The organism is Rhodanobacter sp. OK091, from assembly GCF_900142825.1.
GTDB lineage: Bacteria > Pseudomonadota > Gammaproteobacteria > Xanthomonadales > Rhodanobacteraceae > Rhodanobacter.
Genome location: NZ_FRCH01000003.1, coordinates 66,512 through 83,015, shown reverse-complemented (window position 1 = coordinate 83,015; position 16,504 = coordinate 66,512). Strand labels below are relative to the sequence as shown.

At 64.8% G+C, this 16,504-nt stretch carries 13 protein-coding genes; 2 read left to right on the top strand and 11 right to left on the bottom strand.

Annotated elements, in window-relative coordinates; translation table 11 throughout:
• Together BUA26_RS15040 and BUA26_RS15035 are read right to left on the bottom strand one after the other, a co-directional pair.
• Positions 1-1,107, bottom strand: coding sequence for an efflux RND transporter periplasmic adaptor subunit (locus tag BUA26_RS15040; RefSeq protein ID WP_072761700.1), 1,107 nt, complete (start codon positions 1,105-1,107; stop codon positions 1-3).
• Positions 1,108-1,451: 344 nt separating this feature from the next.
• Complete coding sequence (locus tag BUA26_RS15035; protein ID WP_072761699.1) at positions 1,452-1,838, bottom strand: hypothetical protein; 387 nt, start codon at positions 1,836-1,838, stop codon at positions 1,452-1,454.
• Between the two features lie 82 nt (positions 1,839-1,920).
• On the opposite strand from BUA26_RS15035, the gene BUA26_RS15030 reads away from it, so the two are divergent.
• On the top strand, positions 1,921-2,988 hold the full coding sequence (locus BUA26_RS15030) for a DMT family transporter (RefSeq protein WP_072761698.1): 1,068 nt from the start codon (positions 1,921-1,923) through the stop codon (positions 2,986-2,988).
• Between the two features lie 12 nt (positions 2,989-3,000).
• Positions 3,001-3,618: a class I SAM-dependent methyltransferase gene (locus BUA26_RS15025; RefSeq protein WP_072761697.1), complete on the top strand. Its 618-nt coding sequence runs from the start codon at positions 3,001-3,003 to the stop codon at positions 3,616-3,618.
• Positions 3,619-3,687: 69 nt separating this feature from the next.
• Here the strand turns inward: BUA26_RS15025 and BUA26_RS15020 are convergent, their stop codons facing one another.
• From BUA26_RS15020 to BUA26_RS14980, 9 genes are all read right to left on the bottom strand, one after another.
• Entirely contained in the window at positions 3,688-5,073 is a 1,386-nt protein-coding gene (locus BUA26_RS15020) for a sensor histidine kinase (RefSeq protein WP_072761696.1), read from the bottom strand.
• Between the two features lie 121 nt (positions 5,074-5,194).
• Positions 5,195-6,535, bottom strand: coding sequence for a sigma-54-dependent transcriptional regulator (locus tag BUA26_RS15015; RefSeq protein ID WP_072761695.1), 1,341 nt, complete (start codon positions 6,533-6,535; stop codon positions 5,195-5,197).
• Between the two features lie 126 nt (positions 6,536-6,661).
• Positions 6,662-8,476, bottom strand: a complete 1,815-nt coding sequence (locus BUA26_RS15010) for a DUF885 domain-containing protein (RefSeq protein WP_072761694.1) — start codon at positions 8,474-8,476, stop codon at positions 6,662-6,664.
• Positions 8,477-8,648: 172 nt separating this feature from the next.
• Complete coding sequence (locus BUA26_RS15005) at positions 8,649-9,863, bottom strand: ABC transporter permease (RefSeq protein WP_072761693.1); 1,215 nt, start codon at positions 9,861-9,863, stop codon at positions 8,649-8,651.
• An 11-nt stretch (positions 9,864-9,874) separates the two neighbouring features.
• The gene (locus tag BUA26_RS15000; protein WP_072761692.1) at positions 9,875-11,197 is read right to left on the bottom strand and encodes an ABC transporter permease; all 1,323 of its coding nucleotides are present in this window, start codon (positions 11,195-11,197) and stop codon (positions 9,875-9,877) included.
• A 72-nt stretch (positions 11,198-11,269) separates the two neighbouring features.
• Positions 11,270-12,514 (bottom strand): ABC transporter permease, encoded by a 1,245-nt coding sequence (locus tag BUA26_RS14995; protein ID WP_255368379.1) that lies wholly within the window; start codon positions 12,512-12,514, stop codon positions 11,270-11,272.
• Positions 12,515-12,521: 7 nt separating this feature from the next.
• The gene (locus BUA26_RS14990; RefSeq protein WP_072761691.1) at positions 12,522-13,826 is read right to left on the bottom strand and encodes an ABC transporter permease; all 1,305 of its coding nucleotides are present in this window, start codon (positions 13,824-13,826) and stop codon (positions 12,522-12,524) included.
• 26 nt (positions 13,827-13,852) lie between these two features.
• Entirely contained in the window at positions 13,853-15,076 is a 1,224-nt protein-coding gene (locus BUA26_RS14985) for an ABC transporter permease (RefSeq protein WP_072761690.1), read from the bottom strand.
• 1 nt (position 15,077) lies between these two features.
• Entirely contained in the window at positions 15,078-16,382 is a 1,305-nt protein-coding gene (locus tag BUA26_RS14980) for an ABC transporter permease (RefSeq protein ID WP_072761689.1), read from the bottom strand.
• Between the last annotated feature and the right edge of the window lie 122 nt (positions 16,383-16,504).

The following is a 16,504-nucleotide window of genomic DNA, read 5'->3' as shown; positions in this document are numbered from 1 at the left end:
TCATTCGCCTCCGCTTTCGCCGAGCCAGGCCGCTTTCAACGCAATCACGCTGCTTATCGCGATCTGGTCGCCGACCTTCAGCGGCCCTGCCACGCTGACCGATGGCCCCGAGCTGGCAACCACCTCGACCGGCTGCGCCACAAACCCCTGCGCGGTGCGAACGAATACGTGGGCCTGCTCACCCTGGCGGACCACCGCCGCAAGCGGCAGCGTCCATGCGCCCCGTGTGTCGGCGAGCGGCACCTGCGCCTGCACGAATTCGCCGGGCCGCAACTGATCGGCGCCGGCAGTCACCTCGGCCCGCAAGGTGAGAATCTGGCCTTCGCCGACTACCGCACCCAGGCTCAGCGGTTTGGCCGTTGCCTTGCGGCCGGCCACGACGATCTGCCCATTCCTGGCCCATGCGTTCGCGCGCTCGGCCGGGATCTGGATGTCCAGCCAGAGCCGACTCATGTCCGCCACCCGCATGAGTGGATCCCCAGCAGCCACCCGTTGGCCCGGTTTGGCATCGATGCCGACCACCACACCCGCGCTCTTGCCGTGCAGGACCAGCGCATCCTTGAGCGCACCGCTGCGGATGAGCTCGGCGATGGCGGCACTGTCCACGCCAGCCAGCCGCAACGCCCCGTTCGCCTGGCGTACCCTTGCTTGCGCATCGCTTGCGGCCGCTTCGGCCTCGAACACCCGCCGCCGCGGAATGATGCCCTCGGCAAACAATGAGCGCTCGCGTGCCAGGGTCGCCTGTGCAAGCCGGCCCTTGTTGGCTGCTTCCAGTGCATTGAGTTGTTGTTCCCCATACTCGGGGCTGTTGAGGTGCAGCAGCGGCTGGCCGCGGGTAATGGCCTGGTGTTCGTCCACCAGCAGCTGATCGACCAGACCGGCCATCGGTGCGCTGATGACCTGCTCCTGCTGCAACGGCAGCACCACGCGTGCCGGATAGATCGGCCCGCGGATGTCGACGGGACGATCCAGGCGCTGCACGGTTATCCCGAGCGCTTTCATCTGTGCGGCGGTGACCGGAAAGGTATCAGCCGCATATACGGCTGAACCTGAGGCAAGACAAAGCAGGGCAAACGCGCCGAGCGCGCGCCGGATAGAAAAATTCATGAAAAAGCTCCCGGAAAAAGGCTCAGCTTCGTGATGCATCGATCGACATCAGCGCTCCCCGTAGACACGGAGGTGCGCATAGAGCCGGAAGCCGCCTGGACGACCCGCATGTCTGGGCTGGCTTCCCGGATGCGGCGCGTCGCGTCCCGCAACGGGGACGATGCCGGTAGCGCAACTGCCGTTGGCGATGGATCGGAAAGAGGTACGGCGGTGGGCATCGCCGCATACAACAGACACACGGCGCCGATCGGCACCGAACGTGGAACAGACATGAAGCCATCTCCTGAAAAACGATCACGAGACGACGAACCGCACAGGCGGTTTCATCGCGGAACGGAGCGGTTTCAGGCGATAGGGGGGCGCAGCAACGAGCCGGTCGCCGCCGGGACCATGCCCGGGGAGAGGCGGAAAGATTCCGTGCTCGTCTCGATGAGCGCGACGGAGAGCGTCACGCTGGTCGCCAAGGTCAGCGCATGGGCACACGCGCAATGGCAGCCGCCGGCTTCACCCAGCAGACATGCGTTGTCGTCCGGCGTAGCGGCGGTCGCCGAGTCCATGGTGGCGAGCACGCTGATGGTCGCCTGCGCATCGGCCAGCGCCGTTGCGGCGGGGTTGTCGCCCAGGCAGATCGAGCCCGCGACCAGCTTGATCAGCAACACCGCAACAGCCAGCACCCACAGGCCGCGATGGCGGCGCAGACGGGTCAGCAAAGGCGGTGTGGAGCGGATCATTCCATCATCGTAAGCAAACATCGAAGTGTTAGACAATTGCATTGCCGGCCGGAGTTACCTATGGGCCGCGTAAGATGCGCTTATGAAACTCACGAATCCCGACCACGCCCACGGCATTCTCCAGGCGCTCGCAGCGGCTGCACTGTTTGGCATCAGCACGCCGCTTGCCAAGACGCTGCTGGGCAGCATGCCGCCGCTGCTGCTGGCGGGTTTGCTGTATGCCGGATCGGGCATCGGCTTGTCGGTGTGGATGCTGCTGCGTCGCCTGCGCGGACAGGCGATCACCGAGGCGGCATTGACGCGGCGGGATGCACCGTGGCTGGCCGGTGCCGTGCTGTTCGGCGGTGTGCTTGGCCCCATCCTGCTGATGTTGGGTCTGGTGTACACCGCAGCCTCGACAGCGACCCTGTTGCTCAATCTGGAAAGCGTACTCACCGCCGTGCTGGCCTGGGTGGTGTTTCGCGAGAACGTGGATCGGCGCGTGTTCCTGGGCATGCTGGCGATTGTCGCCGGCGCCGTGCTGCTGTCGTGGCAGCGGCAGAGCGTACACACCGTGCCGTGGGGAGCGCTGGCGGTGGCGGGGGCCTGCCTGTGCTGGGCTATCGACAACAATCTGACCCGCCCGGTGGCCGGTGGCGACCCGGTGCAGATTGCAGCGATCAAGGGCGGCGTGGCCGGGACGATCAACATCACCATCGCGCTCGCCATCGGCTACCGTTTTCCCCACGTCGGGCCCTTGCTGGCCACCGGCGTGCTCGGCTTTTTCGGTTACGGCTTGAGCCTGGTGCTGTTCGTGCTGGCCTTGCGCAACCTGGGCACGGCGCGAACCGGCGCCTACTTTTCCACGGCGCCTTTTCTGGGTGCCGCGCTCTCGCTGATGTTGTTTGCCGAACAGGCCGACCCAGCGTTCTGGTTGGCTGGCGCCTTGATGGCCATCGGGGTGTGGCTGCACGTGAGCGAGCGCCACGAGCACGAGCACGCGCACGAGGCGCTGGTACACAACCACCGCCATCGCCACGACGCCCATCATCAGCACACGCACGATTTTCCATGGGACGGCGAGGAGCCGCACACGCATCCCCATGTACACGAACCCCTGATCCACAGCCATCCGCACTATCCGGACATGCATCACCGCCATGGGCACTGAGGACGGCACGGCATGAATCGTCAACAACACTGGGAAACCGTCTACACGACCAAGGCCACCGATGCGGTCAGCTGGTACCGACCGCACCTGGACAGGTCGCTGGCCTTGATCGAGCGTGTCGCTCCCGATCGTGGCGCCGCGGTGCTCGATGTCGGCGGCGGTGCGTCGACCCTGGTCGATGATCTGCTCGCGCGCGGCTATCGCGACCTCAGCGTCCTCGATATTTCCGCGGAAGCATTGAGTGTTGCGCGGAAGCGCCTCGGCGAATCGGCGCATGCGGTGACCTGGCTCGCAGTCGATCTTCTCGATGCGCCGTTGCAGGAGGCCCGCTACGACGTGTGGCACGACCGCGCCGTCTTCCACTTTCTGACCGAGGCCGCACAGCGCGCAAACTACGTGCGGCAGCTGGCCCATGCGCTCAAACCGGGTGGCCATGCCGTGCTCGCCACGTTCGGTCCGGACGGCCCGATGAAGTGCAGTGGACTGGATACGATGCGCTATGACGCCGAAGGATTGGTGCGCGCGCTAGGCGATGGCTTCACGCTGATCGACAGCACGCTGGAACTTCATGCGACGCCGTTCGGCAGCAGCCAGCAATTCCTCTATGCGCTGTTCCAGCGAGCGGGATGAGCAAGATCGATAGTCGCGGCACTGCGGCCACGAAGCTTCACATGATCGGAAGGTGGGTACGACCTTGCGTTACGAGATCCCCGCCTGCGGCAAGCGCAGGCTCACTCGCAAACCGCCGCCTTCGCGATTGGCCAGCAGCACGCGACCGCCGTGCGCCTCGGTGATCTCGCGCGCCAGCGCCAGACCGAGGCCGGTGCCGGAACGCTTGGTCGAATAGAACGGCAGCAATGCCTGGGCCAGCACGGTCTCGCTCATGCCGGGGCCGCGATCGGCCACCTCGATGCGCAGCTCGTTGCCGACCTCCAGGATCGACAGAGTGACCTCATCATCGGCACCGCCCGCCTCGTGCGCGTTCTTGATCAAATTGATCAGCACCTGTTCGATCTGCACCGCATCGAATACGCCCGGCCGCTCCGGCGGCGGTGCCGCCAGCCGGTAACGGCAATGCAACGCCAACCCCTCGAGGAACGGCGGCCATGCGACCGCCACCGGCTGCGGCGTGGGCAGCTTGGCGAAACTCGCGTAACCGGCGATGAAACCATGCAAGTGCAGCGCTCGCTCGCTGATGGTGGCGAACACGCCCGGCAAACGGTCGAGCTGGCCGCGCCGGGCCAGTTCGGCGCCGGAATGCGCCAGCGAAGAGATCGGCGCCAGCGAATTGTTGAGCTCGTGGCTGATCACCCGGATCACCCGCTTCCAGGTCGCCACTTCCTGTCGCGACAGCTCGCGCGTCATGCGCCGGAACAGCTGCAGCCGATGCGGCCGGCCCTGCAGACGGAACGCGCGCTGCGACAGATGGAAGGTTTCCTCGCTGCCGTCCATCTCCACGCTGAGCAGCGCATCCTCTCCACTTTCCACCGCCTTGCGCAACACTTCGGGCGCATCGGCCAGCAGCTCGGCAAAATCCAGTCCGATCAGGTTGCGCCCCTCGTTGAACAGATGCCGCGAGGCGATGTTCGCGTACGCGACGCGGCCGATCGAGTCGGTCAGCACCAACGCCACCGGCGTGTTCTGCACCACCGTGTCGAGCAGCAGCTCGCGTTGCACCAGATGCTGACGCTGTTCGCGCAAAGTCTGTCCCAGCGCGTTGTGCATGCGGATCAGTTCGCCCAGCTCGTCACGCCGGTTGATCGCGATCGAGAAACTGAAATCGCCGTCGCGGTAGCTCGCCACCGCGCCTTCCAGTGCGCGCAGCAGGCGGCTCACCGGCGCCATCGCCCGGCCGGCCAGCCAGAACGCCAGCGGCAGCAGCACGACCAGACTGGCCAGCAGGCCACCGTAGACACCCAGCTGCATCGGCGCACGAATGGTCAGCGCCATATCCTTGCGCAGCCACAGCAGCAGCTGCGGCAGCGGCCACTGGGTGATCCCGGCATAGACCAGCGCACCGGCCAGGGCGGCAACGGTCAGCAAGACGGTCAGCCGCCCCTGCAGGGAACTCAAACGACGCCACATCGGCCGTACTCCACGACGGGGGAAACTCGCCTCAATGGCACCTGCAGTCCATCGGTGCCCATGGATGCGGCCATCTTTCTACGCCATCCGGATATCGGCAAGCATCGCAGCCCGATCCGGATCAAGCCGGCGTCGCCAGACCGTAGCGCTCCATCCGGCGATACAACGCCTGCCGCGACAGGCCCAGATGCTGCGCAGCGCGGCTGACCACGCCATCGGCCTTGTGCAGCGCCGCCTCCACCGCTTCGCGGCTGGGCTCATCGAGATTGCGCGCGGCGGTCGCCGCATGCTGCGGCAGATTGAGCAGCTCGGGCGTGATCGGGTTGCTGCCGGTCAGCAGCGCGGCGCGTTCGATCGCGTTCTTCAATTCGCGCACGTTGCCCGGCCACGGATAAGCCAGCAGTGCCTCGCGCGCGGCATCGCCGAGTTCGGCGCGGCCGTCCAAAAAGAATTCGGCCAGCGGCAGGATGTCGTCGCTGCGCTCGGTCAGCGGCGGCAGGTTCACTTCGATCACGTTGAGCCGGTAATACAGATCCTCGCGGAAGGTACCGGCGCGTATCATCGCCTTGAGGTCGGCATTGGTCGCGCTCAGCACGCGGACCTTGACCTGGCGCGTGCGGCCGGAGCCCAGTCGTTCGAACTGGCCGGTTTCCAGCACGCGCAACAGTTTCATCTGACCAGGCAGCGGCAGGTTGCCGATCTCGTCCAGGAACAGCGTGCCGCCGTCGGCCAGCTCGAAACGGCCTTCGCGCGCCTTGTTCGCGCCCGTGTAGGCACCGGCGTCGGCACCGAACAGTTCGGCCTCGATCAGCTCGCCTGGCAGCGCACCGCAGTTCACCGCCACGAACGCGCCGCGTTTCACCGCGGAGTTCGCGTGCACGATCGCCGCGATGCGCTCCTTGCCGGTACCGTTCGGGCCGGTGATCAGTACCGGCACATCCGAGCGGGCGATCTGGCAGGCCAGGTCCAGCGTGCGTGCCATCGCCTCGGAAGCGAACACCAGGCCGTCCAGTTCGTATTTGCGCTGCAGCTGCTCACGCCGCTGGCGCCGCTCGCGCCGGCTGCGGGTCATCTCGCGGGTGGATTCGGACAGCTCCAGCAGGTTCTCCACCGTGGTCAGCAGCTTGTTGTCGTCCCACGGCTTGGCCAGGTAATCCGAGGCACCGGCCTTGACCAGTTCCACCGCGGTCTCCAGATGCGTCCACGCGGTGAGCAGAATGACCGGCAAGTCCGTGTGGCGCTCGCGGATCGCGCGAAACAGCGCCACGCCCTCCTCGCCCGAGGTGGTGTCGGCGGTGAAGTTCATGTCCTGGATCACCACGTCGACCGCCTCGCGCTCCAGCAGCGCCATGCCTTCGTCAGGCGTCAGCGCGGTGAGCGGGCGAATCTCGTGCAACGACAGCGCCAGCGAGAGCGCCTCGCCCACGGCAGGGTTGTCGTCGATGATCAGGACGGTTCGCATCTTTCTTCTGCACATGCGGCAATGGATGCCGCTCCGGACGCAAAGGTTGCCATGACTGATGGCAGGCGTACACCGCCGCCGCGATCCCGCTCCCCCAACGACCTCGGGAGAGCGGGTTGCCGTTGACTACTTCGCCACCGGACGCACCGGCGCCTTGGCGGCCTTCATCGCGGCGATCCAGTCGTTGACGCGGCTGTCGAGCACGTCCAGCGGCAGAGCGCCGCCGTTGAGGATCTCGTCGTGGAAGGCGCGGATGTCGAACCGGTCGCCCAGTGCCTTCTGCGCGCGAGCGCGCAGTTCGAGAATCTTCAGCTCGCCCGTCTTGTAGGCCAGCGCCTGGCCCGGCCAGGTGACGTAACGGTCGGTCTCGGCCTGCACGCCCGGCTCGTCCTGGCTGGAATGCGCGTGGAAGAAGTCCACCATCTGCTGACGCGTCCAGTGTTTGTAGTGCACGCCGGTATCGAGCACCAGGCGGTCGGCGCGCAGCAGCTCGTCGCCGAGATGGCCGTAATAGGACAGCGGATCTTTGTAGAAACCGATCTCCTTGCCCAGCTGCTCGGCATACAGCGCCCAGCCCTCGATGTAGGCGGTGTAGCCGGCCTGCTGGCGGAACGGCGGCAGCTTGGGCAGCGTCTGCGCGATCGAGATCTGCATGTGATGGCCGGGGATGCCCTCGTGGTATGCGGTCGATTCGATGTCCAGCACGTTGCGATGCGCGAAGTCGCCGGTGTTGACGAAGATCTGTCCCGGCCGCGAACCGTCCGGCGTGCCCTGATGGTATTCGGCACCGGGGGCCTCTTTTTCGCGGAATGGCTCCACCGGCATCACCACCACCCTGGTCTTGGGCAGCAGACCGAACAGCTTGGGCAGCTCAGGCTGCATCTGCGCCAGATAGCCGCGATAGCGGTTGAGGATATCCTCGCGCGAAGTAGCGAAGGTCTTCGGATCCTTCTTCAGCGCCGCACGAAAACTGGCCAGATCGGCATAACCCTGCGTCTTGGCGATCTTGGTCATCTCGCCTTCGATGCGCTTGACCTCCGCCAGTCCCAGCTGGTGGATCTGCTCGGGCGTCTGATCGGTGGTAGTCATCTGCTGCACGTCGAAGCGATAGATCGCGTCGCCGTTCGGCAGCGCCCAGATGCCCGGCTCGGCACGCCCGTGCGGCACGTAGTCCTTGGCCACGAATTCGCCCAGCTTGCGGTAGGCCGGGCGCACGTCCTGATCGATCGCGGCGAGGATCGCGTCATGCAGGCGCTTCTGGTCCGCCGGCGACACCGACTTCGGGAAGTGTTTCAGCGGTTCGGCGAACGCGCTGTCCAGGCCGGCCGGACTGGCGATGCCGTCGATCTGCGTCACCACCTTTTCAAGCAGGTACTTCGGCGGCATCATCTTGTCGGCCATGCCTTGCCGCGCCAACGCGATGACCTGATCGAAACTCTTCGGCACCGCCTTCAGGCGTGCGAGGTAATCCTCGTATTCCTTGGTATTGTCGAACGGGATCGAACTGACGAAACCGGCTATCTGCAGATGGACGCCGCTCATCTGCTCCAGCGGCATCTCGAACAGCTTCAGGTCGTAACTCTTCAAACTGTCCTTGAGCTGGCGCACCATCAGCTGCTGGTTGAGCTTGTCGGTGTCGGAGAACCCGCGGGTATCGATCGCCTCGAAACGCTTCAGGAAATCGGCCGTCACCTTGTTCTCCGCCGCCGCATGCGCCAGCGAGAAGTCGCTCCAGCGGTCGTTGTAGCGCAGGTCGCCCAGGATCGTGGCGAACTCCGGCGAATTCTGCAGCGTGTGCTGCCACTGCTCGGCCAGCAGTGAATTCAGCGCCTGCACCCGCGTCGCCACGTCCGTCTGCTCGACCGGGGCTGCGTTCACGGATGAGGCAAGGGTCACCGAGCCCAGCAGACTCGCGCAGATCAGCAACGGCAAGATTTTCATCAGACACATTCTCCGAGGTCATGAACGCCCATTATGACTTGCCCGAAGCTCGTCTTCCCGTGCTGAACCGCATGGTTAGGGATCGGAATGGCCGTTGTCGCCGATCCATCTCCTCTCCCCCTCATCCAACCCTCCCCCGGGCGACGCCGGGGGGAGAGGGCCTTTCAAGCCTTCACACCGATCGCGTCGCCACCACCGGTGACACCGCCGCTGCGCGCAGCGCGGGGCCAAGTACCGCCAGCTGGCCCAGTCCCCACAAAATCAGTGCACCGATCGGCAGGTAGTACAGCGGCAGTCGCGGCAATTCGTAATGCTGCATCAGCACAAGGTTCAACGCATACGCCAGCAGCATGCCCAACGCGATGCCACCGCTGACAATCAGGAAATTCTCGATCTGGAAGTAGCGCAGGATGTCGTTGCGAGTGGCGCCGATCGCACGCCGGATGCCGATCTGCCGACGTCGTTGCTGCACCCAGAAGCTGGCGAGACCGACGATGCCGAGCGCGGTGACCAGCAACAGCGCGGCGATAACCCCGACCAGCATGCCGATCATCGCGCGGTCCTTCTGAAAGCCCTCGGCGCGAAGGTCGTCAAGGGCCTTGCTGCCTTCTTGATCGAGCACGGCGTCCGGCGCGATCTTGCGCACCATGTCGCGCGCTTCTCGCAGCACGCGCGGCAGATCTTTCGGATCAGCGCGCAGCAGGTAGCTGCCGGAAAGGAAAACACCCGTCTGCGCCGGCACGAAGATCGACCAGTCCTTCCTGTCGCCGGGCCAGCCACCGGGGTCCGGCCTGACCAGATGATCGATCACGCCGACCACGCGGTACTGCAGGTCGCCGAGCCAGAATGTCTTGCCCAGAGGATCGGCTCCCGGCCACAGATGGTTGGCCAACGCGCGCGTGATCTGCACCGATGCATTGTTGGGCATCAGTCCGGTGAAGGCCTGGAAGTCGTCCATCTGTGGGCCGCGACCCGCGACCAGTTTCACGCCAAGCGCCTTCAGGCTGCCCGGGCCACCGACGTAAAACTCCACCACGCCGCCGAACTTCTGCCCGGCCTGATCCAGCGTCATTCCCGCCGTGCCGCGCCGCGCGCCGAAGGGTATGGAATTGAGCACGCTGACCGACTGCATGCCCGGGATGCCGCGGAAGCCGGCCAGCACGCGCGCATTGAGATCGTTCGCCTGGTTGTCCTCGTAGCCAGTCAACTGCACCGTCGCCAGCGAGGATTGATCCACGCCACTGTCGAGATGGATCAGGGCAATGCGGTTGGCGATCAGGAAGCAGGCATTGCACAGCACGGCGCAGGCCAGCGCGATCTCCAGCGCAATCAGCAAGGTGGCCAGCCGATGACGACGCAATGCTGCAAGTATGGGTTGAATTTGCATCGACAGGCTCCTTACAAGGTCTTCAACTGTAGGCCGAGCGGCAGCCGGCTGGCGCGCAATGCCGGCAACACGCCGGCCAGCAGGCTGGCGGCGATGGCGAGCACGAATGTGAGCAGGAACATCGACGCATCCAGGTGCGCGAGATCGGCGTATGGCACCGACTGTTGGCGTACAAGCCACAGACCCGCCAGGGCCAGAAGCCAGCCGACCAAGCCGCCGATCAACCCGACCATGCCGGCCTCCACCAGGCACTGCGCGAACACCGCACCCCGCGTCGCACCCAAAGCCCGGCGTACGCCGATTTCGCCGCCGCGCCGCAGGAATTTCGCCAGCAGCAGACCGATGGTGTTGAACAGGCAGATGGCCAGGAACGCGAACGCCAGCCAGGTCTGCAGACGTACATCGCTGGGCACCACGCCCTCATAGTCGAGCCATTGCATCAGGCTGCGCAGGCGCGTGTTCTGCGGTCGTGCGACACGGCCGAGCACTTTCTGCTGGGCCGCGTAGCCGTCCAGGAACTGTTTGTACGCGGCCACCTTGCTGCTGTCGCCCAGCTGCACCCAGAGGCGCACCCACACGCAGGGCGAATTCCGCAGGTGGCCGGGATGATCGGGCAGATGCCAGCAGGTGTACTGGCTGAAATTGCCGTCGTTGAGTTCGAGGCCGGTGAAGAACGGCGTGAACACGTCCTCCGTCTTGCTGTAGAGATCTGCAGTGTCGCCGTTGGCGTAGTGGGCACCGGCCACCATGTAGAACAACGGCGATGGTCGCCACGGTTTCAGCACGCCGATGATGCGTACATCGGTATCGCGCAGGCGCAGGGTGCGGCCCACGCTGTTGGCGCCGCCAAACAGTTTCTGGTTGAGGTCCGCCGAAATCACCGCGACCTGGGCGCGCTTGGTGTCGTCCTCCGCGGTCCAGCCGTTGCCGTACTGGAACGGGACATCGAACATCGAAAAGAAATCCGCCGTAATCGACGCCATCGTCGGCATCGTCGCCGGCAGGTTGACATCAGGTGCGCGCATGCGCACCGGGCTTTCGATGATCAGGGTCTGGCGATCGGCGCGATGCGCGCTCCACAGGTCAACCGCCGACTGATAGTCGATCACGTCGTACGGCTCCTTCCGGTCGCCTGGAGTCGGGTCCGGATCAATCTGCGCATAGAACAGGTGGGCGCTGCGAGCCGGGATCGGATCGCCCGACAACAGCCGCATCACCGTCAGCGTGGTCATGCTCGCACCGATGCCGACGGCAATCGCGATCACCATCAGCGCGGTGAGCACCTTGTTGCGCTTGAGGCTGCGAAAAGCCAGATCAAGGTAATAGGCAAACATGTAGAGCTCCGTTGGATTTCAAACTCCCTCTCCTCAGACGACTTCATCGTTGGGGGAGAGGGCTTCACGCGATCACACCGACCTCGTCGCCACTACCGGTGGCACGGAGGCCGCTTTCTGCGCCGGTCCGAATACCGACGCCTGACCGAGCAGCCACAGCGCCAGCGCACCGCCCGGCAGGTAGTACCAGGGCATGCGCGACATTTCGTAGTGCTGCATCAGATAGATATTGATGCCGAAGGCCAGCCCCATGCCGACGACTACGCCAGCGGTGGTCAGCAGCAGGTTCTCGGTCTGGAAGTACTGCATGATGTGGCCGCGCGTGGCGCCCACCGCACGACGAATGCCGATCTGCCGACGCCGCTGGCCCACCCAGAAGCTGGTCAGGCCGACGATGCCGAACGCCGTCACCGCCAGCATCACCACGCACACCAGCACCAGCATCCACGCCATGCTGCTCATGTCCGCGAAGTACTTCTCGCGGATGTCCGCGTAGGTCTGGCCTTTGGCGACCGCACCGGGATTGAGGTCGGCCAGCTTCTGCTCGGCCTCGCGCATGATGCGGTCGCGATCCTGCGGCGCGCCGCGCAATATGTAGTAGCTCAACGCGCCTTTGCTGCCGGCGGCGCTCATCGGGAAGTACACGGCGTCGTACGACTTGCGCGTGTTCTGCGTATACACATTGGGTCGCAGCACATCGTCGACCACGCCGACCACGGTGTAATAGTACGGTTTGGAGTAGATCGTTTTGCCCAGTGCCGCCTGCCCCGGCCAGAAATTCTCCGCGGCGGAGCGCGTCATCACCACCACGTGGGTCTCGGGCAGCGGCGCGGTGTCGAACTTGCTGTCGGCGAGTTCGTCCGCATTGAAGAACCGGCCTTGCAGCATGTGCAGGCCCAGCGTCTTGTCACCGCCCTCGCCGATGAAATACAACGACACGTTGATGTTCTTCCGGTTGGCGAGCGCCGAATCGGGACTCGTCCCGAAACTCCAGCCCCAGTTGTTGTGGCTGAGCGGCAAGCTGCTGGTGATGGCCGCCTGCTGCACCCCCACAATGCCGCGCAGCGCGGCAAGATTGCGCGGGATGTCGCTGCCGACCAGCTTGTCATCGGTGCCGCGCAAGGTGGCGGAGACCAGGCCCTGCTCGTCGATCGCGCTGGGCAGATGGATGTCATTCACCCGCTGGCTGATCATGAACACGGCGTTGCACAGCACGGCGCAGGCCAGCGCGATCTCCAGCACGATCAGCATGGCCGGAATGCGATGCTTGCGAAGGCTGGCCAGGATCGGACGAAATTCGATCGGACGGATTTCCATGATGGCCTCAGGCAGCTTTGAGTTGGGGGGCCGGTGCCAGCACGCAGGCGCGCCAGGCCGGCAGGATGCCTGCGACCAGGCTGGCAACCAGCGCCACGACAAAGGTGAACATGAACATCCATGTATCAAGATGCGCGAGGCTGGCGTATTCGGCTGGCTGGTGACGGATGCCCAGCAGCCCCAACTCGGCAAACAGCAGGCCCAGCACGCCACCTGCCAGACCGACGATGCCGGCCTCGACCATGAATTGCGTGAAAATCTCGCGTCGCGTGGCGCCGAGTGCGCGCCTTACACCGATCTCCGCCGAGCGGCGCAGGCACTTGGCCAGCAACAGGCCAACCGTATTGACCACGCAGATCAGCAGGAAGCCGAACGCGAGGCCGGCCTGCAGCCGCACGTCGTCAGGCACCACCTGTTCCTGGCGCAGCCAACCCATCAAGTCCAGCAGTGAGGTTTCGGTGCGTTGAAAACGGCCCAGTGCCACCTGCTGCTTCACGTAGCCATCGAGGAACGTCTTGTAGTCGGCCACTGCCGCTCCGCTATCGAGCTCGACCCAGACGCCCAGCCACTCGCACGGCGCCGTCTCGAGGTGGCGGATGTCCGGCACCGCGGCATAGCACTCGGTGTCCTGCGGCCCCATCTCCATCGCGCGCGCCGTCTGCAGCGGCAGGAACACCGCATCGCCGTCGCCGTAGCTGCGCCCGCCAAGATCCTGCGCATAGAACCGCGGCTGCGGCGCCCACGGCTTCAGCACACCGACGATGCGCAGATCGTGGTCGTTGATACGGATAACCCGGCCCACACTGTTGGCGCCCGCGAATAGTTTGTCGTTGAGGAAACCGGCAATCACCACCAGCTGCGCGCGGCCATCGTCGTCCGCCGCGGTCCAGCCGCCGCCGTACTGGAACGGTGCATCGAACATCGCGAAGAAGTCCGCCGTGGTCATCACCGCATCGCTGAAGAACGGGCGTGCGTTGACCTGTTTCGGCATCACCTTGGCCTGGGTCAGCGCCATCGCCGCCTGATGCGTGCCGCGGTGGGCTTGCAGCAGATTCATCGCGTCGGGATAGGCCATGAGCTGGTCAGGCTTGGTCTGCCCTTCGATGTAGCCCTCCTTCGCATTCGGATCGATCTGCGGATAGAACAGCTGCGCGCTTTTCTGCGGCAGCGGATCGCCGGACAGCAGCCGCAGCACGGTCAGCGTGGTGATCGTGGCGCCGATGCCCAGTGCGAGCGCCATCACCATCAACGCGGTCAACACCCGGTTGCGCTTCAGGCTGCGCAACGCCAATTCGAGGTAGTAGGCGAACATTCGTCACGCTCCAATCATGGGTTGCATCACACCGATCTCGTCGCCACGACCGGCGGCACCGCCGCCGCGCGCATCGCCGGGCCAAGCACGGCCACCTGCCCGATCAGCCAGAGCACGATCGCGCCGATCGGGAAATAGACGGCCGGAAGTCTGGGCAATTCGTAGTGCAGCATCAGGAACAGGTTGATGCCGTAGGCCAGCACCATGCCGAGTGCGATGCCGATGGTGGCGAGAAGGAAGTTCTCGGTCTGGAAGTAGTTGAGGATGTTGCGGCGGGTCGCGCCCAATGCGCGGCGCACGCCGATCTGCCGGCGTCTCTGCGCGACCCAGAAACTGCCGAGGCCGACAATGCCCAGCGCGGTGACCACCAGCAGCGCGATGCACACGCCCACCAGCAGGCCGGCCATCGCGCGATCGTTCTGGAAGAACCCGCTGCGGATCTCGTCCAGCGTTTTCTTCTCGATGATCACGCGGTGCGGATCAGCCTTGCGCAGCGCGGCCACCGCGCCGGCGATCACCCGATCGCGATCGTTCGGTGCCGCACGCAGCACGTAGCGGTTGGCATTGCTGACATTCATGCGCAGTGGAAACGCCATCGACCATTGCGCGCTGGCGTCGCCATTGAACAGCGCGGGGCGGATCAAGCCGGCCACCACGCCGATCACACGCACCGAGGTCTCGCCGAGATAGATCGTCTTGCCGAGCGCACTCTGTCCAGGCCACAGCCGTTCCCCCAACGCCTGGGTGATCACGATCACACCTACCTTTGCCTGCAGTTTCTGGTCGCGCTGGACGGCTTCGAAATCCAGGTATTCGTCGGCGTTGAAATAGCGCCCGGCCACCAGCCGGGTGCCGAAGGTCTGCAGCAGGTTCTCGCCGAAATACTGGGTGGCGTTGAGCGTGGCCTGCTTCTGGTTGGGACCGAGCTTGACGCTAGTGTTCCACGAGCTATTGGTGAACGGCACCTGGTTGACCAGCGCCGCACCGGTGACGCCCGGAATCTGGCGCAGCCGGATCAGGTCCTCCTGCGCACGCGCTGCCGCATCGTTCTGCTTGCCGATGCTGACCGCCTGGATCTGGATCAGTTCGTGCTCGGCCACGCCGCTGAACATCTGCATGCGCTCCAGCCGCTGGCTGATCAGGAATACCGCGTTGCAGACGATGGCGCAGGTCAGCGCGATTTCCAGGATCACCAGAAACGCGGTGACTTTGTGCCGGCGCAGGGTCGAGAGAATCGGCAGGATGTCCATGTCAGTTGCTCTTCAGTTGCAGGGCGGGCGTGACCTGGCAGGCCCGCCAGGCGGGCAGCAGACCAGCGAGCAAGCTGGCGCCTATCGCAAGCAGGAAGGTGGCCAGCAACATCGGCAGGTCAAGCCTGGCCAGCGAGGCATAGTCGGACGGCTGCATGCGTACCAGCCACAGGCCGACGAACGCGAGCAGCAGGCCACCGATGCCGCCAGCCAGTCCGATCGTTCCAGCCTCGACCAGCAATTGTGCGAATACGGCGCGCTTGGATGCGCCAAGTGCGCGGCGCACGCCCAGCTCACTGCTGCGACGAAGGAACTTCGCCAGCATCAAACCCACCGTGTTGACCAGACACACCAGCAGGAAGCCGAACGCCAGCCACGCCTGCAGCCGCACGTCGCCCGGCACCACCTTGTTGTAATCCAGCCAGCCCATCAGGTCGGGCAGACGCACATTCGGCGGGCGCTGGAAGCGGCCCAGCGTCTTCTGCTCCTGCGAATAATGCAGCAGGTATTCCTTGTAGGCAGCTGCCTTGGCCGGACTGTCCAGTTCAACCCAGAACTGCAGCCAGACGCAGCTCGCCGCTTCCAGATCGTCCTCACCGCCACTGCCCTTGCCCCAGCAGTCCATCGAACCGCTGCGACCGAACTTCAGTTCGCGCGCGGTGGTGAGCGGCACGAAGACACCTTCGTCTTCCGAATAATTGCCGCTGTTGAGATCGTAGAAATGCGGTGATGGGCGCCAGCCGTCGAGCACCCCGATGATGCGAAACGCCGCGTCTTCCATGCGCAAGGTCTGGCCGGTGCTGTCGTGTCCCTGGAACAGCTTGTCGTTGAGCTTGCGCGAGATCAGCACCACGCGGGCATGGCTGTCGTCGTCCGCGCTGGTCCACGGTCGGCCGAACAGCAGCGGCACGTCGAACATCGGGAAGAAGTCGGCTGTGGTATAGCGGGCGTCCTCGAAGAACGGCTCGATCGAGGACTGCGCCGGCTGCACCGGCACCGCGCCGCCGGTCATCAGCGCCTGATGGTCACCACGCTTGGCATGCAGCAGGGCTATGCCGTCGAGCCAGGTGACCTGCGCCGGCGGATCATCCTGCGGCTTGTAGCCGTCCATGTCCTGCGGGTCTATCTGCGGATAGAACAGCTTGCTGCTCTTCTCCGGCAACGGATCGCCCGACAGCACATGCAGCACGGTCAGCGTGGTCATGCTGGCGCCGATGCCCAGCGCGATCGCCACCACCATCAGCGCGGTGAGCGCCTTGTTGCGCCGCAGGCTGCGCAGGGCCAGGTCAAGGTAGTAGCTGAACATTGCATTCCCCGTCGTTTGCGTATTCCTCCTGCTCTGCAGGTGGAGGTCGGGAAAAAGGTGCCTTCTTGCGAAGAGTCCTCTTCCCCAGCCCTCCCTTGCATGCAAGGGAGGGAGTACAAAAA

What these genes read in the sequence shown, in the direction of transcription:
- BUA26_RS15015 (WP_072761695.1), bottom strand. Translation starts at nt 6,535, where the DNA reads ATGCGAACCGTCCTGATCATCGACGACAACCCTGCCGTGGGCGAGGCG.
- BUA26_RS15025 (WP_072761697.1), top strand. Translation starts at nt 3,001, where the DNA reads ATGAATCGTCAACAACACTGGGAAACCGTCTACACGACCAAGGCCACC.
- BUA26_RS14990 (WP_072761691.1), bottom strand. Translation starts at nt 13,826, where the DNA reads ATGTTCGCCTACTACCTCGAATTGGCGTTGCGCAGCCTGAAGCGCAAC.
- BUA26_RS14995 (WP_255368379.1), bottom strand. Translation starts at nt 12,514, where the DNA reads ATGGAAATCCGTCCGATCGAATTTCGTCCGATCCTGGCCAGCCTTCGC.
- BUA26_RS15010 (WP_072761694.1), bottom strand. Translation starts at nt 8,476, where the DNA reads ATGAAAATCTTGCCGTTGCTGATCTGCGCGAGTCTGCTGGGCTCGGTG.
- BUA26_RS14985 (WP_072761690.1), bottom strand. Translation starts at nt 15,076, where the DNA reads ATGGACATCCTGCCGATTCTCTCGACCCTGCGCCGGCACAAAGTCACC.
- BUA26_RS15040 (WP_072761700.1), bottom strand. Translation starts at nt 1,107, where the DNA reads ATGAATTTTTCTATCCGGCGCGCGCTCGGCGCGTTTGCCCTGCTTTGT.
- BUA26_RS15000 (WP_072761692.1), bottom strand. Translation starts at nt 11,197, where the DNA reads ATGTTTGCCTATTACCTTGATCTGGCTTTTCGCAGCCTCAAGCGCAAC.
- BUA26_RS15005 (WP_072761693.1), bottom strand. Translation starts at nt 9,863, where the DNA reads ATGCAAATTCAACCCATACTTGCAGCATTGCGTCGTCATCGGCTGGCC.
- BUA26_RS15030 (WP_072761698.1), top strand. Translation starts at nt 1,921, where the DNA reads ATGAAACTCACGAATCCCGACCACGCCCACGGCATTCTCCAGGCGCTC.
- BUA26_RS14980 (WP_072761689.1), bottom strand. Translation starts at nt 16,382, where the DNA reads ATGTTCAGCTACTACCTTGACCTGGCCCTGCGCAGCCTGCGGCGCAAC.
- BUA26_RS15035 (WP_072761699.1), bottom strand. Translation starts at nt 1,838, where the DNA reads ATGATCCGCTCCACACCGCCTTTGCTGACCCGTCTGCGCCGCCATCGC.
- BUA26_RS15020 (WP_072761696.1), bottom strand. Translation starts at nt 5,073, where the DNA reads ATGTGGCGTCGTTTGAGTTCCCTGCAGGGGCGGCTGACCGTCTTGCTG.